The sequence below is a fragment of the Pantoea eucalypti genome (assembly GCF_009646115.1).
Classification (GTDB): Bacteria; Pseudomonadota; Gammaproteobacteria; order Enterobacterales; family Enterobacteriaceae; genus Pantoea; species Pantoea eucalypti.
This window is the reverse complement of the sequence record NZ_CP045720.1, coordinates 2,686,435-2,710,723: the sequence shown is the minus strand read 5'-3', so window position 1 is coordinate 2,710,723 and position 24,289 is coordinate 2,686,435. Positions and strand designations below refer to the sequence as shown.

25 protein-coding genes and 2 tRNA genes are annotated in these 24,289 nt (G+C 53.1%); 12 read left to right on the top strand and 15 right to left on the bottom strand.

Features of this window, described 5'->3' with window-relative positions; all coding sequences use genetic code 11:
- The first annotated feature begins 10 nt into the window (after positions 1 to 10).
- From pqiA to rmf, 4 genes are all read left to right on the top strand, one after another.
- A complete protein-coding gene (gene pqiA, locus EE896_RS12735; protein ID WP_008925872.1) occupies positions 11 to 1,279 on the top strand; it encodes a membrane integrity-associated transporter subunit PqiA in 1,269 nt (422 codons plus the stop codon).
- Positions 1,266 to 2,909: an intermembrane transport protein PqiB gene (gene pqiB / locus EE896_RS12730; RefSeq protein ID WP_008925873.1), complete on the top strand. Its 1,644-nt coding sequence runs from the start codon at positions 1,266 to 1,268 to the stop codon at positions 2,907 to 2,909. Before pqiA ends, pqiB begins: the two co-directional genes overlap by 14 nt.
- Positions 2,906 to 3,475 carry a membrane integrity-associated transporter subunit PqiC gene (gene pqiC, locus EE896_RS12725; protein WP_008925874.1) on the top strand — a complete coding sequence of 190 codons (570 nt, stop codon included), beginning with the start codon at positions 2,906 to 2,908 and terminating at the stop codon, positions 3,473 to 3,475. Before pqiB ends, pqiC begins: the two co-directional genes overlap by 4 nt.
- 279 nt (positions 3,476 to 3,754) lie before the next feature.
- On the top strand, positions 3,755 to 3,922 hold the full coding sequence (rmf, locus tag EE896_RS12720) for a ribosome modulation factor (protein ID WP_008925875.1): 168 nt from the start codon (positions 3,755 to 3,757) through the stop codon (positions 3,920 to 3,922).
- A 68-nt stretch (positions 3,923 to 3,990) separates the two neighbouring features.
- Here rmf and fabA read toward each other — a convergent pair whose 3' ends face one another.
- Together fabA and EE896_RS12710 are read right to left on the bottom strand one after the other, a co-directional pair.
- Positions 3,991 to 4,509, bottom strand: a complete 519-nt coding sequence (gene fabA, locus EE896_RS12715; RefSeq protein WP_008925876.1) for a bifunctional 3-hydroxydecanoyl-ACP dehydratase/trans-2-decenoyl-ACP isomerase — start codon at positions 4,507 to 4,509, stop codon at positions 3,991 to 3,993.
- A gap of 68 nt (positions 4,510 to 4,577) precedes the next feature.
- A complete protein-coding gene (locus EE896_RS12710) occupies positions 4,578 to 6,449 on the bottom strand; it encodes an AAA family ATPase (protein WP_050540844.1) in 1,872 nt (623 codons plus the stop codon).
- 53 nt (positions 6,450 to 6,502) lie between these two features.
- Here EE896_RS12710 and matP point away from each other — a divergent pair, with 53 nt between their 5' ends.
- Positions 6,503 to 6,970, top strand: coding sequence for a macrodomain Ter protein MatP (gene matP / locus EE896_RS12705; protein WP_008925878.1), 468 nt, complete (start codon positions 6,503 to 6,505; stop codon positions 6,968 to 6,970).
- 97 nt (positions 6,971 to 7,067) lie between these two features.
- Here matP and ompA read toward each other — a convergent pair whose 3' ends face one another.
- Positions 7,068 to 8,138 carry a porin OmpA gene (gene ompA, locus EE896_RS12700; RefSeq protein ID WP_140033554.1) on the bottom strand — a complete coding sequence of 357 codons (1,071 nt, stop codon included), beginning with the start codon at positions 8,136 to 8,138 and terminating at the stop codon, positions 7,068 to 7,070.
- Positions 8,139 to 8,488: 350 nt separating this feature from the next.
- Entirely contained in the window at positions 8,489 to 8,980 is a 492-nt protein-coding gene (gene sulA, locus EE896_RS12695; protein WP_003850038.1) for an SOS-induced cell division inhibitor SulA, read from the bottom strand.
- 210 nt (positions 8,981 to 9,190) lie between these two features.
- Here sulA and EE896_RS12690 point away from each other — a divergent pair, with 210 nt between their 5' ends.
- Positions 9,191 to 9,820, top strand: a complete 630-nt coding sequence (locus EE896_RS12690) for a TfoX/Sxy family DNA transformation protein (protein ID WP_003850036.1) — start codon at positions 9,191 to 9,193, stop codon at positions 9,818 to 9,820.
- Here EE896_RS12690 and yccS read toward each other — a convergent pair.
- Both yccS and EE896_RS12680 read right to left on the bottom strand, forming a co-directional pair.
- A complete protein-coding gene (gene yccS / locus EE896_RS12685; protein ID WP_008925881.1) occupies positions 9,817 to 11,976 on the bottom strand; it encodes a YccS family putative transporter in 2,160 nt (719 codons plus the stop codon). The genes EE896_RS12690 and yccS overlap by 4 nt on opposite strands.
- On the bottom strand, positions 11,960 to 12,400 hold the full coding sequence (locus EE896_RS12680; RefSeq protein ID WP_003850033.1) for a YccF domain-containing protein: 441 nt from the start codon (positions 12,398 to 12,400) through the stop codon (positions 11,960 to 11,962). The genes yccS and EE896_RS12680 overlap by 17 nt, the downstream gene beginning before the upstream one ends.
- A gap of 123 nt (positions 12,401 to 12,523) precedes the next feature.
- Here EE896_RS12680 and helD point away from each other — a divergent pair, with 123 nt between their 5' ends.
- Positions 12,524 to 14,578 (top strand): DNA helicase IV, encoded by a 2,055-nt coding sequence (helD, locus tag EE896_RS12675; protein ID WP_140915855.1) that lies wholly within the window; start codon positions 12,524 to 12,526, stop codon positions 14,576 to 14,578.
- Between the two features lies 1 nt (position 14,579).
- Here the strand turns inward: helD and mgsA are convergent, their stop codons facing one another.
- Positions 14,580 to 15,038, bottom strand: coding sequence for a methylglyoxal synthase (gene mgsA, locus EE896_RS12670; RefSeq protein ID WP_003850029.1), 459 nt, complete (start codon positions 15,036 to 15,038; stop codon positions 14,580 to 14,582).
- 69 nt (positions 15,039 to 15,107) lie between these two features.
- Complete coding sequence (locus EE896_RS12665) at positions 15,108 to 15,749, bottom strand: YccT family protein (protein WP_008925883.1); 642 nt, start codon at positions 15,747 to 15,749, stop codon at positions 15,108 to 15,110.
- A gap of 176 nt (positions 15,750 to 15,925) precedes the next feature.
- On the opposite strand from EE896_RS12665, the gene EE896_RS12660 reads away from it, so the two are divergent.
- Entirely contained in the window at positions 15,926 to 16,339 is a 414-nt protein-coding gene (locus tag EE896_RS12660) for a CoA-binding protein (RefSeq protein WP_140915856.1), read from the top strand.
- Between the two features lie 33 nt (positions 16,340 to 16,372).
- Here the strand turns inward: EE896_RS12660 and hspQ are convergent, their stop codons facing one another.
- Together hspQ and rlmI are read right to left on the bottom strand one after the other, a co-directional pair.
- Complete coding sequence (gene hspQ, locus EE896_RS12655) at positions 16,373 to 16,690, bottom strand: heat shock protein HspQ (protein ID WP_010246651.1); 318 nt, start codon at positions 16,688 to 16,690, stop codon at positions 16,373 to 16,375.
- Between the two features lie 73 nt (positions 16,691 to 16,763).
- Positions 16,764 to 17,954: a 23S rRNA (cytosine(1962)-C(5))-methyltransferase RlmI gene (gene rlmI, locus EE896_RS12650; RefSeq protein ID WP_140915857.1), complete on the bottom strand. Its 1,191-nt coding sequence runs from the start codon at positions 17,952 to 17,954 to the stop codon at positions 16,764 to 16,766.
- 85 nt (positions 17,955 to 18,039) lie between these two features.
- Here rlmI and yccX point away from each other — a divergent pair, with 85 nt between their 5' ends.
- Positions 18,040 to 18,318, top strand: coding sequence for an acylphosphatase (gene yccX, locus EE896_RS12645; protein ID WP_003850019.1), 279 nt, complete (start codon positions 18,040 to 18,042; stop codon positions 18,316 to 18,318).
- Here the strand turns inward: yccX and tusE are convergent, their stop codons facing one another.
- Both tusE and yccA read right to left on the bottom strand, forming a co-directional pair.
- Positions 18,319 to 18,645, bottom strand: coding sequence for a sulfurtransferase TusE (tusE, locus tag EE896_RS12640; RefSeq protein WP_003850016.1), 327 nt, complete (start codon positions 18,643 to 18,645; stop codon positions 18,319 to 18,321).
- 105 nt (positions 18,646 to 18,750) lie between these two features.
- Positions 18,751 to 19,404, bottom strand: coding sequence for an FtsH protease modulator YccA (gene yccA / locus EE896_RS12635; protein ID WP_140915858.1), 654 nt, complete (start codon positions 19,402 to 19,404; stop codon positions 18,751 to 18,753).
- Positions 19,405 to 19,639: 235 nt separating this feature from the next.
- Here yccA and EE896_RS12630 point away from each other — a divergent pair.
- The 3 genes from EE896_RS12630 (at position 19,640) to agp (ending at position 21,764) form a co-directional block, all read left to right on the top strand.
- A tRNA-Ser gene (locus tag EE896_RS12630) sits at positions 19,640 to 19,727 on the top strand.
- A 68-nt stretch (positions 19,728 to 19,795) separates the two neighbouring features.
- Positions 19,796 to 19,883 (top strand) — tRNA-Ser (locus tag EE896_RS12625).
- Positions 19,884 to 20,153: 270 nt separating this feature from the next.
- Entirely contained in the window at positions 20,154 to 21,764 is a 1,611-nt protein-coding gene (agp, locus tag EE896_RS12620) for a bifunctional glucose-1-phosphatase/inositol phosphatase (protein WP_140915859.1), read from the top strand.
- A gap of 66 nt (positions 21,765 to 21,830) precedes the next feature.
- On the opposite strand, the gene EE896_RS12615 is transcribed toward agp, so the two are convergent.
- The 3 genes from EE896_RS12615 to wrbA are packed head-to-tail and all read right to left on the bottom strand — an operon-like array spanning position 21,831 to position 24,108.
- Positions 21,831 to 23,204, bottom strand: a complete 1,374-nt coding sequence (locus EE896_RS12615) for an NAD-dependent succinate-semialdehyde dehydrogenase (RefSeq protein WP_140033548.1) — start codon at positions 23,202 to 23,204, stop codon at positions 21,831 to 21,833.
- A gap of 54 nt (positions 23,205 to 23,258) precedes the next feature.
- Positions 23,259 to 23,489, bottom strand: coding sequence for a YccJ family protein (locus tag EE896_RS12610; protein WP_003850006.1), 231 nt, complete (start codon positions 23,487 to 23,489; stop codon positions 23,259 to 23,261).
- 19 nt (positions 23,490 to 23,508) lie between these two features.
- Positions 23,509 to 24,108: an NAD(P)H:quinone oxidoreductase gene (wrbA, locus tag EE896_RS12605; RefSeq protein WP_003850004.1), complete on the bottom strand. Its 600-nt coding sequence runs from the start codon at positions 24,106 to 24,108 to the stop codon at positions 23,509 to 23,511.
- Positions 24,109 to 24,289 lie beyond the last annotated feature (181 nt).

Genomic DNA, 24,289 nt, shown 5'->3' with positions numbered 1-24,289 from the left:
GGGCTAACGGATGTGTTCAGCAGTGAAAAGTAACGCGTGGATACTTTGTCCACAATGCGATTTAATGATTAAGCTGCCGGACATTCCCGTTGGCAGCCGTGCATCATGCCCGCGCTGCCACACCTCCCTGACGGCCAACTGGCACGAGCCGCGCAAACGACCGACGGGCTATGCGCTGGCAGCACTGTTTATGCTGCTGCTGGCGAATCTGTTTCCTTTTGTCTCAATGAAAGTTGCGGGGCTGACCAGCCAGATTACACTTTCGCAGATCCCCAAGGTCATGGTGACGGAAGATTACAGCAGCCTGGCGACGCTGTTCCTGCTCTTTGTGCAGGCGGTCCCGGCTTTCTGCATGATCACCATTATACTGCTGGTCAATCCGGTTCCTTTTCCAACCCGACTTAAAATTGGTCTGGCACGCATCCTGTTTCAGCTGCGTAACTGGGGCATGGCAGAAATTTTTATGGCGGGCGTGCTGGTCAGCTTCGTCAAACTGATGGCCTACGGTGAGATTGGCCTGGAGACCAGTTTCTGGCCGTGGGTGCTGTTTTGTCTGTTACAACTTCGGGCCTTTCAGTGCGTTGACCGGCGCGAGTTGTGGGAGAGTCTCTCCCCCCGACCCGCGCTACCTCATCTGCCCGAAGTGGGCATCAGTGGTTTAGAGCAGGGCCTGCGTTCCTGCCCATGCTGTACGGCCATTCTGCCTGAAGCTGAGCATACCTGTCCGCGCTGCGGCGTAACGGCGCAGGCGCGACGAAAGCACAGCCTGCAGTGGACGCTGGCGCTGTTGTTTACCTCCATACTGCTTTATATCCCCGCCAACCTGTTGCCGATCATGGTGACGGAAACCCTCGGCACAGCGTATCCCTCTAATATTATGGCGGGGGTGATTGTGCTGTGGGATGACGGTTCTTATCCGGTAGCGCTGGTGATTTTTATCGCCAGCATTATGGTGCCTACGCTAAAAATGCTGGCGATTGGCTGGCTCTGCTGGGATGCCAGCGGGCGCGGACGGCGTGACAGCCACAGGATGCACAAAATTTATGAAGTGGTTGAATTTGTTGGCCGCTGGTCAATGATTGACGTGTTTGTGATTGCAGTGCTCTCTGCGCTGGTGCGTATGGGGCAATTAATGAATGTTTATCCCGCGTGGGGGGCAGTACTGTTTGCGATGGTGGTGATTATCACCATGATTGCTGCCATGACCTTTGACCCGCGATTAACCTGGGATCGTGTACGCGAAAACAATATGAAGGAGTCGCGCCTTGACGGAAACTAACCACGGCCATGCAAAGGTGGAACAGATTAAGCGCTGGTCGCCGGTCTGGATTGTCCCCATCGTTACGCTGTTAATTGGCGGGTGGATCCTGTTCTACCATTTCAGCCATCAGGGGCCTGAAGTCACCTTAATCACCGAAAACGCCGAAGGCATTGTTGCGGGTAAAACCACAATTAAAAGTCGCAGCGTGGATGTCGGTATCGTGGAGAGCGCGGTGTTAAGCGACGATCTCCACCATGTAGAAATTAAGGCCCGTCTTAATGCGGGTATGGGAAAACTGCTGCATAAAGACAGTGTTTTCTGGGTAGTGAAACCGCAAATAGGACGTGAAGGCATCAGCGGGCTGGGAACGCTGCTGTCAGGTGCCTACATTGAATTACAGCCCGGCACCAAAAGTGAAGCGCCAGAACAGTTTAACCTGCTCGATGCCCCTCCTTTAGCGCCGCCAGATGCGAAAGGTATCCGCATTATTCTCGACAGCAAAAAAGCGGGTCAGCTTAATCCGGGCGATCCGGTGCTGTTCCGCGGCTATCGCGTCGGTACGGTTGAGACCAGCGTTTTTGATACTGATAAACGTATGATGACCTATCAGCTGTTTGTCGCTGCGCCTTACGACCGCCTGGTGACGACCAACGTGCGTTTCTGGAAGGACAGCGGTATCGCCGTGGATATGTCTGCCTCTGGCATGCGCGTAGAAATGGGTTCGCTCACGACGCTCTTCAGTGGTGGCGTCAGTTTTGATGTGCCGGATGGCTGGGAACTGGGTGAGCCTGCGCAGAACAAATCTGATTATCATCTGTTTGACGATCAGCGCAGTATTCAGGACTCACTTTATACCAACCATATTGATTACCTGATGTTCTTCACCGACTCGATTCGTGGTCTTCAGGCAGGCGCGCCGGTTGAGTTCCGGGGTATTCGTCTGGGTACCGTTTCTGAAGCGCCATTGATGAAAGCAGGCCTGGATCAGGCGCTGAATAATGATTACCGCGTACCGGTACTGATTCGTATTGAGCCGGATCGCTTTATCAGCCGGCTGGGTGAAAATTTCGATCTTGAACAGCATCTGCAGGATGGTAAGAAACGCGGTCTGCGTGCCACGCTGAAAACGGGCAACCTGCTGTCGGGCGCACTCTATGTCGATCTCGACTTCTATGACAATGCGCCAGCCTATAAAGGACCACAGAAAGTCTCTGGCTATGAAGTGATCCCAACGGTCAGTGGTGGCCTGAGCCAGATTCAGCAGAAGCTGATGGCGGCACTGGATAAAATCAACAGTCTTCCACTGAACGGCATGGTTAACGAAGCCACAGGTACACTGAAAGAGAGCCAGAAAACGATGCGTGATCTGCAGCGCACCATCGACAACATCAACAAAGTCACTGGCAGTCCGGCGATGAAAACGCTGCCGGAAGATCTGCAGCAGACATTGCGCGAGCTGAACCGCAGCATGAAGGGCCTGCAGCCAGGTTCGCCAGCCTACACCAAAGTGGTAGGCGATATGCAGCGACTGGATCAGGTACTGCGTGAACTTCAGCCGGTACTGAGAACGCTCAACAATAAGAGCAATGCGCTGGTATTTGAGGCGAAACCGGGACAGGATCCCCAGCCGAAGAGGGCGAAACAGTGAAGAAAGGATTGATACTTTGTGCCGCGCTGGTGTTAAGTGCGTGCAGTAGCAGCGTTGACAATACCTGGTATCAGCTGCCCTCCGGGGCGGCATCCATGCAGGTCAGCAGCAGCCAGCTGAATGAAGCGCAGCCGATGTTGTGGGTGCAGCAGGTGACGGTGCCGGATTATCTGGCAGGCAATGGACTGGTTTATCAGACCAGCGATGTCAAATATGTCATCGCCACAAATAATCTCTGGGCCAGTCCGCTCGATCAGCAGTTGCAGCAGACGCTGATCACTAACCTGAGCAAGGCGTTGCCAGGCCGGCTGGTGGCCGGTTCACCGTTAGGTGCGCAACACGATACGCTTAACGTGACGGTCACCGGCTTCCAGGGACGTTACGATGGCAAAGCGATCGTCAGTGGTGAATGGACGCTGGAACATCAGGGCCGTCTGACTAAGCAGGCGTTTAATCTGGTTCTGCCGCAAACCGAAGATGGCTATGATGCTATGGTCCGCACGCTGGCGGCGGGCTGGCAACAGACTGCGCAGAAGATTGCCAACAGTGTGGTTGCGTTAAATTAAGATTAATGTGAATAAATAAGCTAAGCCCTTGTCCGGTTGTCGTGATTTTTCGACGCCGGTCAGGGGCTTTTTTATTAGCTTAATCAGAGAGATGATGTTGATGTGTGCATCACAAAACGTCGTTATTTTTACCGATTAAGGTCACATTTATGACACTGGCATGAAGATTGAGCATTGATCTTTAGATTCGCAGGAGGTAGAACATAAGGGTGGTTGAACATTAAATCACCACTTTTCTTTCCACCAGATTCCACAGACCTTACATGAGGGACACGGAGTATGAAGAGACAGAAACGAGACCGCCTCGAACGCGCCCATTCACGTGGTTATCAGGCAGGCATTACTGGACGCTCAAAAGAGATGTGTCCGTATCAGTTGATTGACGCTAAGTCTCACTGGTTGGGAGGTTGGCGACAAGCCATGGAGGACAGGTCGGTAGCTGCATAACCGGATGTCACTGAAAAGGGAATATAACCTCCGCCATGCGCGGAGGTTTTTGTTTCCGGAGGAAACGCTTAGAAAGCGGCGGTATCTTTAAACAGGCCGACTTTCAGATCGCTGGCGGTATAGATCAGATTACCGTCAACCAGCACTTCACCATCTGCCACGCCCATCACCAGTTTACGGTTGATCACGCGTTTGAAGTGAATGCGGTAAGTAACTTTCTTCGCTTCTGGCAACACCTGACCGGTGAATTTCACTTCACCCACGCCCAGTGCACGGCCTTTACCTTCGCCGCCCAGCCAGCCCAGATAGAAACCAACCAGCTGCCACATGGCATCCAGGCCCAGGCAGCCCGGCATCACCGGATCGCCAATGAAGTGGCAACCGAAGAACCAGAGATCGGGATTGATATCCAGCTCCGCTTCAACAAAGCCTTTGTCATATTTGCCGCCGTCTTCGGTCATTTTGACCACGCGGTCCATCATCAGCATGTTGCCGGATGGAAGCGGCGGACCATTTTCGCCAAACAGTTCACCACGACCTGACAGAATCAGATCTTCTTTGGTATAGGATTCGCGTTTATCTACCATGTTTTCAATAAGCCTTGTTTTAGTGAATCACGAATATTAGCGAACAGTTGTACGCTGAGCAAATCGGATTAACGGTGGTTAAACCAGTTAAGCCAGCGCAGCGCCCAGGGACGTTGCGGACCGTCCGGCTGGTTGAACAGGCTAATGCGTTCCTGGATGGTATTCAGCAGGCAATCACCCAGACCATCCTCGGTACTCCAGATTTTCCCCGTCAGCAGCGGCAGTGCTTCCTCGGCCTGGTCAATGGCCCAGATGTGGAAGCGACCCTGCTCAACCGCCGTGACAACAGCCTGGTTCAGACTAAGATGACGCACATTGCAGGCAGGAATAATCACTCCCTGCTGGCCCGTCAGTTCTCGCTGATGGCAAATATCAAAGAAGCCTTCGATCTTCTCATTCAGCCCGCCCACAGGTTGCACGTTGCCGAATTGATCGACCGAGCCGGTGACAGCAATTTGCTGATTGATGGGCTGATTTGCCAATGCGCTTATTAAGGCACAGAGTTCAGCCAGCGAGGCGCTGTCACCATCCACTTCGGAATAAGATTGTTCAAACACCATTGAGGCCGAGAAGGGCAGTTGCTGATCAAGTTCCAGCTCGGCAGTGAGGTAAGCCTGCATAATCATCATACCTTTGGCATGGATATTCCCGCCCAGCTCCGCTTTGCGTTCGATATCCATGAACTCACCATCACCAGGATGGACCACGCAGGTAATGCGAGAAGTATCGCCCCAGGCGCGCGGGTGGCCAGGAAATTCCACCACTGACAGACCATTAATCTGACCGACAACTTCACCTTCGGTTTCAATCAGAATCTGCCGCAGCAGGATCTCATCACGCATCCGTTCATTGAGATAATTCTCGCGCCATAAGCGCGCTTCCAACGCATCACGTAGCGCTTCAGCGTTGAGTTGTTCATCGCCCATCAGGGCTGACTCGCGCATCTGACGCTGGAGCCAGCGGGGACAAAGTGGCAGGGTATCCTGATCGCCGCTATAGCGAACGCCTTCTTTAATCAGCTCGGGCCAGAAGTCCTCTTCCGGCAGGGGCAGCCCCGCCTGCTGTGCCAGTTCTGCGTTCCAGCGACACCAGGCAAGCATGTCATCCTCATCCAGAATCTGAATGTTCTCTTCAAACTCAGTATAGATGGCCATTTCGTGTGCTTCAGGGTCGAGCTCCTGAAAATCTGCCAGGGTTTCACGTTCGCCACACAGGACCAGATTGAGACTGAGTGGCAGAGGCGGAATGGAAACCGGCAGTGGCTGGCGTTCGTCCTGGGATGTCCACTCGACATAGCCCTGCTCAATACACTTTTTCAGGCGCAACCAGAGAATGGGCTGCGTCATCAGGCTTTGCAACGAAAGCACCAGCGTGCCGCCGTTAGCGCGATGTATCAGGCCCGGCTCGAGCTGGATGCGATCTTTATACTGGCGCACGCAGCCAAACAACTGTTCCATCTCAATCCACTCAGCAAAGTGAATACCACCCTGACTGGTGAACGGGCGTTGTGGATCGGAGGGAGGCTGGAGCGTGACATTATCTGCCATGATATGGTAGTCACCACCATACAGCGTGGTACTGTCGGCCATAACCCGTTGTGCGGCCTGGGCAATGAATGCCAGATAATCGCGATTTTCCTGGCTACGAACCAGCAGTAATGGGAACCCTTGCGTCTGATGGTGTAAATGCGCAAGTGCATTCAGCAAACGGGGCTGTACCGTTGCCAGAGCATCAGTTTCTTCATCAGCAATTCGGGAGAAAACGGATTGGTATTGCGCGCTATCCGGCTGTAAGGTCTGCCACGTAAGTTGGGTGCTGGTCAAAATAATCGCATTTGTCTGTATTAAGAAAAGCGAGATTATACAGGAATCACCCTTGTTAAGCACTGCAGACTTCCTGTTGAAGATGTGATGATGACAGCATGTTTTTCGTTGCTGCATCCGGGAAAAAAGCTGTTATTCTTAGTTCGTTACGTGATCACGATGAGATTCCGATGAAATACCAGCAACTCGAAAATCTTGAATGTGGATGGAAGTGGAAATACCTGGTGAAAAAACATCGGGAAGGTGAACTGATCACGCGTCACCTTGAATTAAGTGCGGCGCAGGCTGCAGTCGATAAGCTTCTGGCGATGGAAAATAATCCGGTCACGGTGAATGAATGGATCGCGGAACATATCCATTCTGATCTGGATAATCGGCTGAAACAGACTATCCGTGCCCGGCGAAAACGCCATTTCAATGCTGAACATCAGCACACCCGTAAAAAATCCATCGACCTTGAATATCTGGTCTGGCAACGACTGGCGGGACTGGCACAGCGGCGCGGCTGCACGCTTTCTGAAACAATTGTTCAGTTGATAGAAGATGCAGAACGTAAAGAGAAATATGCCACTCAGATGTCCAGCCTGAAACAGGATTTGCAGGCGATCCTGGGTAATTCAGGCTCTGAAAGCGAGTAACGTAACGGGAGCAATGTCATCCCTGAACGCCTGATGCCAGCTTTATTACTGGCATAAAAAAACCCCGCCTTGGCGGGGTTTTTTATGACATGTAAACTTAAGCCTGTGGCTGAGTTACAACGTCTTTGATGCCTTTAACATCGATTTCTACGCGACGATCCGGAGACAGGCAATCGATCAGGGCATTACGGCCTTTCACGCTGTCACAGGTATTGCCGGTAACTGGGTTAGATTTACCCATGCCACGTGCAGAGATCTTGTTAGAAGGGATACCTTTAGAGACCAGGTAATCTACGACTGACTGAGCACGTTTCTCAGACAGTTTCTGGTTGTACTGCTCTGAACCGATGCGGTCGGTGAAGCCCAGTACGACAACGGAACCATCTTTAGGATCCATTGAGCTCAGCTGGCTGTACAGCTGATCCAGAGCCTGCTGGCCTTCTGGCTTCAGGGTAGATTTGTTGAAGGTGAACAGAACGTCAGACTTCAGAGTGAAACGCTTGGTTTCAACAACTGGCGCTGGTGCTGGAGCCGGAGCTGGCGCCGGAGCAGCGACGTCATCCTGACCGAAGCGGTATGAAACGCCTACGCTCAGCATGCCATTGTCTGGACGAGCACCAACGGTCTGTGCATCACCGATGTTGTTAACCCACTGGTAATCCAGACGGGTAGCCCAGTTCTGAGTCAGCGCATATTCAACACCAACTGCAGCCAGCGGAGATACGCCGGTGTCGTGGTCGCTGATGCGGCCAGTAGTTGGGTTAGTCTGCGTTGCATCTGCACGCCATACCATGCCGCCCAGACGAGTATACACGTCCAGATCGTCATTAATTGGGTAGCTCAGTTTAGCAGCCAGCTGAACGCCCTGTGCTTTGAATGCGCCGTTAGTCACATTGCCTTTATTAGGCATGCGACCCAGCCAGTCATAGCCCATCTCGAAGCCCAGGTATGGGTTTGCCTGATAACCAACGAACGCACCTGCGCCCAGCTGGCTTTCATGAGTTGGACCGTCATTGTTCTCGTAACCGTGACCGTAGTAGCCAGTGTCGTGATACTGAGACCAGCCCAGTTTAGCACCGGTGTACCAGGTGTTATCTTTCGGAGCGGCCTGCGCTACGGTAGCGAAGCCAGCCAGTGCCACTGCAATTGCGATAGCTGTCTTTTTCATTTTGCGCCTCGTTATCATCCAAATAGGCAATGAGCAAAAAGGTTGCTCTTGGTTTAAATCCTTCGCCGGGTCAAAACGCTCGCTTATGACTCTACCGCAAAAAACGGAGGTTATTGAGCACCCTGGCGAGCTAAAGTCTACAACGAGATTGGAAACTTACAAGTATGATGTGAGGCGCTACTGTAAAAAAACAGCGGTTTATACACAATTTCTAACAATTAGGATGGTCGTAACGTCGCAGCAAAAAGCCCAAAAAACCTGCTAACCCATTGTCACAGCTCGAACTAACAGAATCAGTGGTTTAGCGACAACTGATAAGAATAATAGCCTGGGAAACTTCTTATTTTTACTTAATGAAACAAATCCGACTGAATTTTTATCGCACTTTGCGGTCTCAGAGGCGCTTCCGTTGTCCCACTGGCCCGCAAAATCAAACCCAGCGCTTCACCCTCAGCTGCCGCATTTTCAAGTTGACGACGCTCATTTTCATCAAGATCGTACGGAATCCATGCCAGAACAACGCTGTAATTTCCCGTACGCAACGCTTTAACCATCGCCTCAACCGCATTCAGACGTTCAGAATCGGCGATATGCATACTTTTATCTAATGGTAAGCCTGATTCCTGCAACCAGGTGCGGTTCAGTTTATGTGCCGGTGTTAACCACAACTGCCAGCGTGACTGCTGACTCAGTTGCTGTAATAACGGCAACAGCATCATCTGCATCATACCGGGCTGCTCGCTGTAACGTAACTCAGTAATTCCACCACCCTGCGTGGACGGAACAGAAGAGGACGCATAATGATGAGCATAGCGTGCATTATTAGGATGTTGTGTTCGCATAAGTTAATCACCAGCAGTGGACTGTATGAATATACAGTACTGTCATCCTGGATAAAGATCAACCCAAATTTCTGAAAACGCCTCGCAAAAACGCGACAAGATTAGTTGAAGCACTATTTATTCATTGAACCCGCTGCCACTTTTTTTTATCTTCTAATTACCTGATACACAACGTAATTTACCAGATATTTCTTACATGGAGGTGGTGCAATGAAAAAGATTAATCCGGTTGTCGAGCGCTCCAGAGCGCACCTGGGCCCGTTGGGAACAATTGAGTCCCGGACCCAGTTTGGTGGCTATGCACTGGCTGTCGAAAGCGTGGTTTTCGCGTTAATTAATAAAGATGAACTCTACCTGCGGGCCAGTGAACCCTTGCGGGATTACATTACCGACCGTCCGCTCCAGCCCCTGATTTTTCGCAAACGGGGCAAGTCAGTGAAGCTTGATTACTTTCAGGTCGATGAAGCCTTATGGCGGGATCCTGACCATCTTCTGACGCTCTCCGCGGCCTCTTTAGAAACGGCACAGCGCGAGTTGCAGCACAGACAAGCCTCTCCGCGTTTGAAAGATCTGCCTAATCTCAGTGTACGCATGGAAGTCATGTTGTACGAGGCGGGCGTGATGAGTGTCAATCATCTTTACCAGATGGGAGCCAAACAGTGCTGGCTTAAGTTAAAAGCGATCAACCAGCACGTTGGATTTCAGACACTACTGGCGCTGCAGGGTGCGATTACGGGCCACCATGCGGCCGCACTGCCACTGGCCACCCGTGCCGAGCTGAATGCATGGTTTCAACGCACGCTTTTATCGAAACCAGACTTCAGAGGCGAAGAAGGCTAATCAGCAATAAGCGTGCGGCGCAGGCGAGCCACATCAGGCATTAAGGCTACCAGCAGTCCGAGTTGCTGAAGCACCAGCGGCGCACGCACATCCGCATCTGCGGCCAACTGGCTGATGCGATGAGCCAGTTGATGGCGCATTGTTTCAACATGCTCATCGCTGACTACGTCCGTCTGAAGCACATCCTCAACATAACAAACTGTATCATCCAGCAAGGTCAGCAGTTCTGGTGCCGTAATTTTGTCACGGTGCGCGCCGAGTGCAGAAATGTAACTCAGAAACGAGTGGTTTGAGCAAAGCAGCTGAAAAGCCGATTCGCGCAGTTTCTGACTGGTGCGACTTTCACTGCTCATGTTTGAAACCACGGATGCCAGCTCGGCATCTGCATTGTGTGCGTCACGGCGGGCAATGCGATAGGCGAGACGGTTATCCTTGCCCTGATGATACTGTTCCATGATCGCATCCAGATAGCGGCAGTTCGCTTTCAGGGTTCGTTCAGCCACCGCCGGCAACTGACGAAAGCGCCAGTCTGGCCAGATAAAAGCCACAGCCAGCCAGGCCAGGCCACAGCCGAGTAAGGTGTCCACTACGCGTGGCAGGGCGACCTCAAAGCCTTCCCCTAACAGGTTAAAGCAGAGCAGAACCAGCAATGTGATAAACAGCGTGGCCTGCGCATACTGTACCTGCCTGAAAGCGAAGAACAGCACGCCGGAAATCACAATCAGGATTAACTGCCCTTCAATTGAGGGCACCAGCCATAAAACGGGCAGACCAATAGCAATGCCCGCCAGTGTTCCGCCGATACGTAAGGCCAGTCGCCGCTGCGTTGCGTTGTAGTTGGGCTGGCAGACAAACAGGCTGGTCAGCAAAATCCAGTATCCCCGCTCGAGTCCGGTGATCTTAATGAAGCCATAGCCGATACAGAGCACGACTGACATGCGAACTGCATGCCGGAATAGCGCCGATGAGGGAGAGAGATGACGGCTAAAGCGCAGCCGGATGTCACTCCAGCCACTTAATCCTTCGCGTGACAGCAGATTATCGCTGTGCTGAGGATCTTCACCGGCCAGCGTCTGTTCAGATTCGATGGAGGCAAGGTGGGCATCAATGGCGCGCAGATTGCGCAGCAGCCAGAAAAGGGCACGGGTATGCTCGGCCTCAGGCTCGCGCTGCTCCAGACGTTCAATTGCTTTTTGTAATCGTTCAAACGCGCGCTCAAATCGACTGTCATGCACCCATCTTTCACGCATCAGAATGCAGTGTGCCAGCTGGCGACAGGCTTGTGCCTGCATGTTAAGAAGACGCTGGAAGCGAAACAGAATTTCGTTATAGCGCCAGTCACCGCGCAGCAGATGATATTGCAAATGGGACGAGCTGGCCCGTTCATGAATGTCCTGCGCCACAAAATAGTAGTGCAGACTACGGCGGGTACCGCGTGATCCGCGATCGCCACGCAGTCGACTCTGCAGCGTAGTTTTGGTCAGGTTGAGCTGCGCCACTAACTGGCTGTTGACCATCGCCGCATCGATAAACGCGGCGTCATCCTGCTCGCCAGCATCCGGATCGAAGAGATTCCCTTTGGCATCAAGGTAACGCGCCAGTTGTGAAAAGCTGCCAGCCAGCTGTTCCTGCACCGGCCGGACCGGAAACATCAGATGACCCAGCAGCGTCAGCAGGTTGTACCACAGCGCGCCGACCAGCAGCAGCATCGGCTGCATATACCACTGACTGAACAGCCCGATGCCGAGCATGGTATAGACCGCAATCAGCAGCGCACCAAACGCGATAGTGGCGTAGCGCTGGCCCAGGGCACCCAGCAGAATAAAGCCCCATGTCGAGATCGCCAGCCCGACAATAAAGGCGAACGGATAGGGAAACAGGAGTTCTACTGAAACGGAGGCGATGCAGAAGCAAAGCAGGGTAATCAGCAGATTCTTCAGACGACCGGCCAGGCGATCATCAAGATCGGCCAGCGCAGCCGCGACCACCCCCAGCGTTAAGGGAATCGTCCACTCAATCTGATGCAGCCACCAGGGGATGGCAGCGCAGCCACTCAGCGCAAACAAAATCCGCAGCAGATAGCGCCACGTACTATTAAACAGATATTTTCGCCAGCCAGGCACTGCATCCGACATCATATTAATAGCGGCGGGCATTGGCTTCGCGCGCGGCGCGCGCCTCTTCCACGGACACCACGCGGCGTCCAACCGGCCAGAGGGCGATAGCGGCAATCTTAAAGTTCGCAATCCCTGTTGGAATACCGATGATGCTGATGCATTGCACAATCCCCACCGAGATATGTGAAAGGCAGAGCCACCAGCCAAAGAAAATCAGCCAGAAAATATTCAGGAAAGTTCCGCCGGTATTCAGAATATGACTCTTACTTTCAGGACGAAGCACATCGACATGCACCGCCTCGTTGCCAAACGGCAGCAGCGAGAGCTTTGTAATTTCCCAGCAGGAGCGGGTCAGTGGCAGGGTAAAAATCAGCACGACACTGATTAACGTGGCAAACAGCCAGCTCAGCGTGGTGAAAAAGCCACCCAGGACAAAATTAAGAATATTTAAAACGGTGCGCATGATCGTCTTTTCCTTTTGCATTCCGCAAGATGTGACGCCAAGTTTAGCTTGTTTTAAGGCTGGAGCGCTAAGGGTCTGACAGGTAAACTCCCCTTAATCCTGTTATCTGACGTTGGTGTCGGCGTGGAACTGAAAGCAACCTCGATGGGCAAACGACTTGCCCAGCATCCTTATAATCGTGTCCGCCTGATGGCGGCGGGCGTCGAAGTCAGTGGCGATAAGCACGAGTATCTGATCCCCTTTAACCAGTTACTGGATATTGCCTGCAAGCGTGGGCTGGTATGGGGCGAACTGGAATTTTTGCTGGCCGATGAAAAAGTGGTTCGGCTGCACGGAACGGAATGGCAGGAGACGCAGCGCTTTCACCACTATCTGATGCAGGCCTGGCAGAGCTGGAGTCTGGAGATGAGCGCAGTCTGCCGTGAGGTACTCCAGTCGCTGCATGATGAAATCGAGACCTTTGGCGCGCAGGATCGTTGGCTCAACCGCCACGAACTGCAGGGGCTGAAAACAAAAATTCTCAAACAGTTCGATGCGTTGCCAATGCCTCTTATCCGCTTAAAAGAGTTTGCTGACTGCCGCGAGAACTGGGCGTTTTGTCAGCGCTGGCTGGATCAGGGTGACGCGGCCTTGCAGCAGCGAAACCGCGACTGGACGGCCGCTATGTTAAGCCGTCATCAGGCATTCTTTGCCAGCGTCGAGAGCACGCCACTGAATCAGTCGCAGTGTGAGGCGGTGGTCAACGGCGAAAATTCTTTGCTGGTGCTGGCTGGCGCCGGTAGCGGTAAAACGTCAGTACTGGTGGCCCGGGCAGGCTGGTTAATGCAGCGCAAGCTGGCCAGCGCCGATCAAATCCTGTTACTGGCATTTGGCCGCGAGGCTGCCAAAGAGATGAACGAGCGTATCCAGTCACGGCTCTCCGCGGGTGACATCCAGGCGCGAACCTTCCATTCTCTGGCGCTACATATTATTCGTGAAGGCAGCAATAAGCAGCCGGTTATCAGCAGGCTGGAGAGTGATGCGGATGCGCGTCGCGCGTTATTGATCCGGGAATGGCAGCAGCAGTGCTATGAGAAGAAAGCGATGGCAAACGGCTGGCGTCAGTGGCTGCGTGACGAACTGCAGTGGGAATTACCGGAGGGGCCTTTCTGGGAGGAAGACAGGCTGGCAAAGCGGCTGGCGTCACGACTGGAGCGCTGGCTCGGCCTGATGCGCATGCACGGAGGTGCACAGGCAGCTATGATCGCGGATGTGCCGGAAGAGGTCCGGGATCTCTTCAGTAAACGCATCAAACTGATGGCACCGCTGTTGAAAGCGTGGAAGAGTGCGTTAAAAGAGGAGGGCGCGGTCGACTTTTCGGGTCTGATTCATCAGGCCATAGCTGTTCTCGAAAAAGGGCGGTTTATCAGTCCGTGGAAACACATACTGGTGGATGAGTTCCAGGATATTTCACCTCAGCGTGCCGCCTTGCTCAGCGCACTCCGCCAGCAGAATAAGCGCACCGCCCTGTTTGCGGTTGGCGATGACTGGCAGGCTATCTATCGCTTCAGCGGCGCAGAGATGACGCTGACGACCGCATTCCATCACTATTTTGGTGAGGGTGATCGTTGCGTGCTCGACACCACCTACCGCTTTAACGATCGCATTGGCGATATTGCTAATCGTTTTATCCAGCAGAATCCTCTACAGCTGGCAAAACCACTGAATAGCGTCACCAAAGGCAATAAGAAATCGATTGCATTGCTGGCAGAGGATCAGCTGGACGCCCTGCTGAACAAGCTCAGTGGTTATGCGCAACCGGATGAGCGTATTCTGCTGCTGGCGCGCTATCACTATCTGCGGCCAGACATACTGGATAAAGCCCGAACCCGCTGGCCGAAACTCAATCTGGACTTTATGACGATCCACGCCAGCAAAGGCCAGCAGGCGGATTATGTCATTCTGCTGGGTTTACAGCAGGGCAAAGAGGGGTTCCCGGCGGAAGTTCGCGAGTCAGTTATTGAACAGGGCTTACTGCCGCAGCCCGAACCTTTCCCGCATGCGGAGGAGCGCCGTCTGGCCTATGTGGCACTGACGCGAGCGCGTCAGCAGGTCTTTTTACTGTTCGATAAAGCAGCGCCGTCACCGTTTGTCGATGACTTCCGCGAGCTCGGTGTGCCAGTACTGCGTAAAGCCTGAGTTATTTCAGGCGATCGGCCAGATAGCGCTGATAATCGGGAATCATAATCTCCAGGCTTTGCGCAAACAGCGGCGACTGAATAATAAAGTCCGCTGTGGAGCGATTTGTGGCAACCGGAATATTCCAGACGGTTGCCAGACGCAGCAGCGCTTTGACATCCGGATCGTGCGGCACGGCGTTAAGCGGATCCCAGAAAAAAATCAGTGCATCAATTTTTCCTTCTGAAATCAGCGCACCCACCTGCTGATCACCGCCCATCGGACCGCTCAGCATGGCTGTCACGTTCAGACCGGTATCACGATTAATCAGATTCCCGGTCGTCCCGGTCGCATAGAGGATGTGTTGTTCCAGCGCGGGCTGATTCTGTTTAACCCAGTCAAGCAGTGCGGCTTTGCAGTGGTCATGGGCGACCAGCGCGATATGTTTTATGGTGCCAAGGGTGCGAACAGTCTGTTCCATAGAGGCGTCCTGATAAGGCTCATGCGCAATGAGAGGGATCCTGAGTTTACCTCTGGCCCATTAACGCTATCAACTCGTACGTAGCATTTTGACCAGTGTCATAAATTGCTGGCGCGTCGCTTCATCGAAACGATGAAACCAGCGGTGCAGCGAGGGCAGTTCGGCCTGTGAAGTCCAGTCCAGGTCGGCGGTAAGCCTGACGGAAGAGGGGGGAGCAGAAGCGGAATTTGCAAACCGGGGCACAGAGGCGATCTGGCGGGTGCGGTTATAATTCAGCATCGCTTTTTCCATGTCGGCGGTTGTGATGGCCGGCAGGTGGTCACGCACGCTGGTAATCTCCGTGCCTTTTTCATCCACCAGCTGGAAGTTAAGGCTGCGGTCAAAATGATAACGCTCGCGTTTTGTCTCCAGCGCGGGCAGCCGAATAGTAATGGTTTTGGCTACAGCAGTGAACGTGACAATCATCGGCAGAGACTGATAGGCAATGACATTCTCTTTCAGCCCTTTGCGCTGATGCTCTACCCGGAACAGAAACTGATGCTGACCGCGATCCAGCTCCAGGCTGTCAGCTCCTTTGAGGAGCGAGCCTGAAATTTTTCGACCATCCAGCACCAGTAGCTCGATTTGCGGATCAAGCTTTAATGTGATGGCAGAACAGGACGCCGAAACGAGGAGTGTAAGTAACCCCGTTACAGCCAGCGACAGCTTCATTTCAACTCCGGTAACTGATGACACGAAAGGGGATGTGTAGCAAATTCTTACATTATGGCAGTTAATTTACATTTAAACATATTTATTCGTGCGCGGGTTCAATTAATTGTGCTCAGGACTTACCCGTTAACGAGCGCACCCATCTACACTCAACGCTGGCCTGAAAGGAGAGAAACATGAACGACCAGACAATTCGTGACGTGCTGACGCGAACCCAACGTATCGCCTTAGTTGGAGCAAGTGATCGCCCCGAACGTCCCAGTTACGGTGTGATGAAGTATCTGCTTGATCAGGGCTATGACGTGATCCCGGTCAGCCCGAAACTTGCAGGGAAAACAGTGCTGGGGCAACAGGTTTATGCCAGTCTGGCGGATGTACCCGGCGGGATTGATATGGTGGATGTCTTCCGCAATTCTGAAGCCGCATGGGGTGTCGCCCAGGAGGCTATAGCCGTCGGGGCAAAGACATTATGGCTGCAACTCGGCGTGATTAATGAACAGGCGGCTGTGCTGGCTCAGGATGCAGGCATGACGGTCATTATGGATCGTTGCCCGAAGATTGAAATTCCACGTCTGGGGATTACGCGCTAAATCAGGGGTGGCGGCAGAGCGTGCCGCCACAGATTAGTGTCGCAAATGAGGTGCCTGCAATTGCTGACGTACGGATGCAGCGAGCTCATCCATTGACGGTTGCTCAGGATGTTCAATGCTGGTTTCACCTGAAAGCTGAATCTCTGCGACATAGGTATGAACCTGATCGCCTTCCTCATCTTCCATCACCACATGATACCAGGGTGCGGTACGCATCTTTTCTTCTGCGCCAACATCTTCAATTTTAGGCTCGTCTAACGAGTACTCAGGATCGACATCAACGATAACGCCCAGTACGCCGGACAAACGATGACGAACCTGCTGACCAATACCAAATTTACTGGCAATCATTTTACTGGCAATCATAGTGACCTCCGAAAAAAAGCTCTCCTACCAATATGGGGTCAGGAGCCCATTTTTCAAGTCACATCACGCGGCAGGCAAAACCTTTCAGATAGAGGCCTTCCGGATAGCTGGCGATGACCGGATGATCCGCTGCCTGACGGAACTGTTCGATAAACTGCACTTCGCGTCCCGCATCCAGCGCGGCATCGGCAATAATCTTCTGGAACAGTTCGGTAGCCATCAGACCGGAGCAGGAGAAGGTCATCAGGACCCCGCCCGGATTCAGTAACTGAATGGCAAGCATATTAATATCTTTATAGCCGCGACAGGCACCCATTAACTGGCTTTTGTTTTCGACGAATTTGGGCGGATCCATAATGATCAGATCAAATTTCTCGCCACTGTCACGATAGCGGCGCAGTAGTTTGAACACATCATCACGCTCAAAACGGGCGCGAGAAAGGTCCAGCTCGTTCAGTTCAACGTTCTGACGGGCTATGTCCAGCGCTTCCTGAGAGGTATCCACACTGATGACTTCTTTACACCCACCCATCAGCGCAGAAACAGCGAATCCGCCTGTGTAAGAGAAGCAGTTTAGTACACGTGCATCCTGGGCATAACGACGCGTAGCAAGACGACTGTCACGCTGATCAAGGTAATAGCCCGTTTTATGGCCGCCCTGGATATCAACCAGCAGCTTCATGCCATGTTCTGTGATCGGCAGCAGGGGCGGTGGCAGTTCACCGGTGACGGGGCCTTGTGTCAGCTCCAGACATTCTTTCTTACGCACGGCCACGTCAGAACGGTCATAGATGGCGCAGCCAGGGAAACACTGCTGGAGGGCGGTGATAATCGCCGCACGCTGATATTCCGCGCCAGCCGAGAGCAGCTGCATTACTAAAAAGTTGCCAAAACGATCAATAGTGACGCCGGGCAAATTATCAGACTCACCGGCAATCAGGCGATAACTGTCCAGACCATCACGGGCCGCCAGCCATTTACGCCACTGCTGCGCCTGTTCGAAACGGCGGACAAAGAAAGCGATATCGATGGATTCATCGGCCTGCCAGCTCCAGACGCGGGCGCGAATCTGCGACTCGGGTGAATATGCGGCGCGAGCCAGCCATTTGCCGTTGCTGTCACAAACGTCAAGGGTTTCACCCCGTTGTGCTTTACCTTCCAGACGTGCAACGGCACCTGAAAAGACCCATGGATGGCGACGGAGCAGGGACTTTTCACGTCCCTTTGCGAGAATCAATCTGACTGTCATAGTTTGCTATGCTTACCTGAAAAAATGAGGCGCCATTGTCCGGTGGATAACGGGAAATTGCAACGAACAGCAGCAGGAGAGAATAATGTCAGCAGCCTGTTTTAAAGCATGGGTTCATGGCCGCGTCCAGGGCGTCGGGTTTCGTTACAGTACGCAGGCAGAAGCCAGGACGCTGGGCGTGCTGGGCTACGCGCGGAATCTGGATGACGGCAGCGTCGAGGTGCTGGCCTGGGGCGACGCGGAGAAGGTCGAAGCGCTAATCGCCTGGCTTAAAGCGGGCGGGCCCCGCAGTGCGCGCGTTGATAAGGTGCTGGTGGAACCGCACCAGCCCGCAGAGCCACCCCGCGATTTTACAACCGGTTAATCACAGACACTTTGCCGGTTTAGGCAGGCCGGCAATTTTCGTTGCCTGTTTAGCCGGCCCTTCAGGAAACAGGCGGAAGAGGTAGCGGCTGTTGCCTTTCTCTTCCCCGTATTTCTTCGCCATTGCCTTTACCAGCATCCGCACGGCGGGTGAGGTATTAAATTCCAGATAAAACGCGCGCACAAAATGGACCACTTCCCAGTGTGCTTCGGTCATGGTGAGGCCTTCCCGCTCAGCAATGTGTGCCGCCAGCGCTTCACTCCAGTCGTCGGTACTCTTCAGATAGCCTTCGGCATCGACGGCGATTTCGTTACCGTTAAAATTCACGTGATCTCCTCTCTGTAAATGACGGCGCAGTTTAGCAAACCTGGCCGGCAGTAAAAGCAAAAACCCCGCCGAAGCGGGGTTTTACAGGCCGAATGTCATTGCCGGTTAGTTGCTGCGGGCGAAACCCAGCAGGCTAAGCAGGCTGACGAAGATGTTATACAACGAAACATAGAGGCTTACCGTCGCGCGGATGTAGTTGGTTTCGCCACCATGAATGATGTTGCTGGTTTCCCACAAAATCGCACCGGCTGAAAACAGAATAAACAGGGCGCTGATAGCCAGATGCAAGGCAGGCAACTGCAGGAAGATGTTGGCGACCACCGCAACCAGCAGTACCACAAAACCTGCCATCATCATGCCACCCAGGAAGGACATATCACGACGGGTTGTCAGCACGTAGGCAGAACAGCAGAAGAACACCAGCGCCGTACCGCCCAGCGCCAGTGCGATCACGTCGCCCATGCCTGCGGTTAAGAAGGAGCTCAGAATAGGGCCCAGGCAGTATCCCAGTAAGCCGGTAAACGCAAACGCGGCAAGAATACCCATCGGGCTGTTAGCCAGGCGGTAGGTTAAAAACATCAAACCATAGAAGCCGACCAGCATCAGGATCAGGCCCGGCGCAGGCAAGGCAAGCAGGGTGCTGGCGGTAGCTGTAACCGCCGAAAAGGCCAGAGTCAGCCCAAGCAGAAAATAGGTATTGCGCAGAACTCTGTGCGTTGAAAGCAGTGAAGACTGCGATGAGGTGACAATTCTTTCCATGTTGCGCTCCTTTAAGCAGAACACTAATAAGCAGATCGTTAAATATGTGCCGAGAATACGCAGCCCATTAAAGAGGGAAAAGGCGTTTTACCCTTCTTTACGCGCTAATCTGCTAATTGTTTGAGCAGAGTGGCGATTTTGACACCAAAAAATCACAATCTGGCTGTTTTTCAGGCGAATAAACAGATAGATGCTTTACATCCCTAAACGGGGTGTTTATAGTGCGCGTCATTGCGGAGGGGTGGCCGAGCGGCTTAAGGCAGCGGTCTTGAAAACCGCCGATGGGAAACCATCCGAGAGTTCGAATCTCTCCTCCTCCGCCACTTTATCTGCCACGGGCAATAAAGCGGTAAAAATCAATAGTTTTGCCGATGCAGTACAGTTTCAAAACGGAGGGGTGGCCGAGCGGCTTAAGGCAGCGGTCTTGAAAACCGCCGATGGGAAACCATCCGAGAGTTCGAATCTCTCCTCCTCCGCCACATTTTACAGGCCAGCACTCCGTGCTGGCCTGTTTCGTTTCTGACGTTCCAGCTTCTTCCTCCAGTCCGAAAAACCACGTCTCTGCTGCTGACGCGCGGCTGCGCATTCATCTGTTCGATGCATCTCTGCTATAGTCCACTCACTGTTTTTGCAAACATCTGGCGCTTTTCCGAGGCGAGCTGAGTTACACTGTTGATTACTTCGCTCTGAGGCGAGCTAATCGGTTGATAGCCAGAGTGTTTCTTTACTGAATAAATGGAATAGGCACAATGATCAAGAAACTGAGTCTTTGCGCATTGTCAGTGCTCGCTGCATTGCCGGTCGGAACGGTAGCATTTGCTGCTGAGGGTGACATGCAGCTGCAGCAGGTGCTGATGTTGAGTCGTCACAATCTGCGTGCGCCACTGGCCGATAATGGCAGCGTGCTGGAACAGTCCACCAAAAAAAGCTGGCCGCAGTGGGATGTTCCCGGCGGACAGCTGACCACTAAAGGTGGCGTGCTGGAAGTCTACATGGGTAATTACACCCGTCAGTGGCTGGCACAGCAGGGCCTGGTGAAGAACGGCAGCTGTCCTGACAGTAATAACGTCTTTGTCTACGCTAACAGCCTGCAACGCACCGTTGCGACGGCTCAGTTCTTTGTTAATGGTGCCTTCCCAGGCTGTGACGTCGCGGTCACACACCAGGATGAAATGGGCTCCATGGATCCTATCTTTAATCCGGTCATCACCGATGGCAGCGATGCTTTCAATAAGAAAGCACTGGCCGCGATGACCGCAGCAAATGAAAAACTGTCGCTGAAACCTGCTTTCCAGCGCCTGGAAAAGATTGTCGACTATAAAGCATCGCCTGCCTGCAACAATAAAAAGCAGTGCGATCTCAGCAGCGGCCAGAACACCTTCAGCGCTGAAAACGGTAAAGAGCCAACTGTCAGTGGCCCGCTGAAAGTGGGTAACTCCCTGATGGATGCGTTTACGCTGCAGTATTATGAAGGATTCCCGCTGGATCAGGTTGCATGGGGCCAGATCAAGACGCCTGAACAGTGGAAAGAGCTGTCAGCCATTAAAAATGGTTATCAGGACGCCCTGTTCACCAGCCCGGACGTTTCCCGTGAAGTGGCGGCCCCACTGGTGGATTACATCCGCAGTCAGTTAGTGGATCAGGACAAAGCCAACGCGCCGAAAATCACGCTGATGGTGGGTCATGACTCGAATATCGCCTCGCTGCTTAGCGCGTTGCAGGTCAAACCTTATGAGCTGCCTGATACTTACGAAAAAACGCCGATTGGCGGCCAGGTTGTTTTCGAACGCTGGCATGATGCGAAAACGGATAAAGACCTGCTCAAAGTCGAGTATGTCTATCAGACGGCCGATCAGCTGCGCAACGCTGACGTGCTGAATCTGAAAAACCCACCGAAGCGCGTTACGCTGCAACTGGCGGGTTGTGAGACGGATGCAAACGGCTATTGCAGCTGGGATCAGTTCGCTCAGGCGCTGAATGCTGCGCTGCAGGGCACGCCAATGCAACCTGCGGCGGCACCACAACCTGCAGCACAGTCTGACGACGACAGCGCAAAAGCCGCAGCGACGAATGACGCTGCTGCTGATAAAGCTGAAGCGGATAAAGCGACCGCAGCCAAAGCGAAAGCTGAAGCCGACAAAGCTGCCGCTGAGAAGTCTGAAGCAGATAAAGCGGCTGCTGAGAAAGCAAAAGCGGATAAAGAAGCATCTGAGAAGGCTAAAGCGGATAAAGCCGCTGCTGAGAAAGCGAAGGAAGACAAAGCAGCCTCAGCCAGTGACGCGAAAGCTGACCAGGCTAACGCTGCGAATAAGCCTGCCACAGTGCACAACGACGAATTAAAGTCAGCGGCAACGCAGTAATTGCGCTGTAGCGACCCATAATAAAAAACCCCGTCGAAACGGGGTTTTTTTATGGCTGCAGGGCGATTAACCCGCCACAACGACCAGTTTCTGGTTAGCAAACTCTTTGATACCCAGATCAGAGAGTTCACGGCCATAGCCTGAACGTTTCACACCACCAAAAGGCAGTTCCGCTGAGGTGTCGCTCTGTGAGTTGATAAACACCATCCCGGTTTCAATGGCGGAAGCCAGTTTACGACCGCGAGCCGTATCCCGCGTCCAGACTGAGCCACCCAGACCGTAGTGCGAGTCGTTTGCCAGCGCCACAGCCGCATTATCGTCGCCGACGACATAAACCTGTGCCACAGGACCGAAGAACTCCTGATAATAAGCAGGATTATTCGGGGTGATGCCAGTGAGAATGGTTGGCTGATAGAAGCAACCCGCGCCCTCTGCCGCTTTACCGCCTGTCACCAGTGTTGCGCCATTAGCGACCGCTTCATCGACCTGTTTCACCAGGCGGTCACGTGCATCAGCAGAAGAGAGCGGGCCAAGTGTGGTTTTCTCATCCAGCGGATCGCCCAGCGTTGCAGAACTCAGCGCAGCACTGAACTGGCTGATAAAGCGATCGGCAATTTTCTCATGCAAAATAAAGCGTTTTGCGGCAGTACAAACCTGACCGCAATTGCTGAGACGTGCCTGCACGCCCTGACGCACGGCTTCGTCAAGATCCGCATCATCCAGCACCACAAACACATCATTGCCGCCCAGTTCCAGCGTCGATTTCTTAAGATACTTACCAGCCTGCTCAGCAACGGCGCTTCCTGCGCGCTCTGAACCGGTCAGGGCAACACCCTGCACGCGATCGTCAGCAATCAGATCGGCAACCTGCTCGTTTGATATAAACAGGTTAGTCCAGGCCCCTTCAGGCGCACCCGCTTCACGAACCAGTTTTTCAAACACATCGGCACAATGCGGCACAATATTGGCATGTTTCGCCAGCACAGGGTTGCCCAGCGCCAGATTAGGTGCCAGTACGCGCATCAGCTGATAGTAAGGGAAGTTCCACGGCTCGACGGCAACTAACACGCCAATCGGGTGATACTCAACCCAGGCCTCGCCCAGCTCGCTGGGATAGGCCTGCGGCTGCAGAATACGTTCGGCATGCTCTGCGTAGTAGCGGGCAATCTGTGAACAGATTTTCACTTCGCCACGACTCTGACCAATCAGCTTACCCATCTCTTTACTGGCGATGGTTGCCAGCTCTTCCGCGCGGCTATCAATCAGGTCAGCCAGTTTTTTCAATACCTGCAGACGTGGCTGAATTTCACCTTTGCTCCATGACGAGTGGAAAAGACGATCGGCCACGTCCAGCGCATGGCTGACAGCCGATTCATCATGTGAAGGCCAGCTTTTCATCAATTCATTGTTTGCGGGATTAATGCTTTGATAGGAAGACATAACGTACTCCTTGGTGAGCTAAAAAAGTGAGGGCGGGAAATTCCCGCCCCTGAATCAGACGTTCTTACGTTCTACGGGCTTATCATCCCAGGTCAGGAGATCTTTATCGGTCTTTTCAAAGGCGCGAATGAGCACATCGTCGCTGCCTTGCTGACGCCAGATCTCTTCTGCCAGTCTTTCATCGTAATTCGCCACTTCGAAAATGGCCTCGGCAATTTCAGGGGAGGTATGACGCAAACTTGCCCATTCGCCAACGTGATGTGCTTTCGATTGTTCAGTAGACATACTTTTCTCCTTGATTAAATCAGTCCTGCAGTTTCACAGTCAGTCCGGCAACATGTTCACCCTGAAAACGGGCAATATTGAGTTCCGCCTCTGTAGGCTGACGCGAGCCATCGCCGCCCGCCAGCGTGGTCGCACCATAGGGTGTGCCACCACGAACCTGAGAAATATCAAACAGCTCTTTGGTTCCGTAGCCGATAGGAACGATGACCATGCCGTGATGGGCCAGAGTGGTCCAGACTGACGTAATAGTCTGTTCCTGACCGCCGCCAGTACCGGTTGAGGTAAAGACACTGGCAACCTTGCCAAACAGTGCACCCGATGCCCAGAGACCGCCAGTGCGATCCCAGAACGTCCGCATCTGCCCGGCCATGTTGCCAAAGCGGGTCGGGGTACCGACGATAATTGCGTCATAGTGCGGCAGCATCTCAGGCGAAGCTTCTGCAGCCTGCTGATTGGTTTTGCCGCCCACCTGTGCAAAGCGATCGGCCTCCATTGTTTCTGGTACCCGCAGGATATCCACTTCCGCGCCGGGAACCCGACGAGCGCCTTCTGCAACTGCGTTCGCCATTGTTTCAATATGTCCGTACATCGAGTAGTAGAGCACCAGAATCTTGGCCATAAATCTCTCCAGGTGGTTTTGACGTCCAGAAAAAGTATAGAAGAGCTTTTGTTTTACGCAGGCGATACAGACATCGTGGCGAATGAATCGGGCAATAATCCTGCAGATAATCGGTGATAAACCGGCGTAATGTTCGTTCTTTAAGCAAATTACTGGTGATTACTCTGTTGCGAAATGTGAC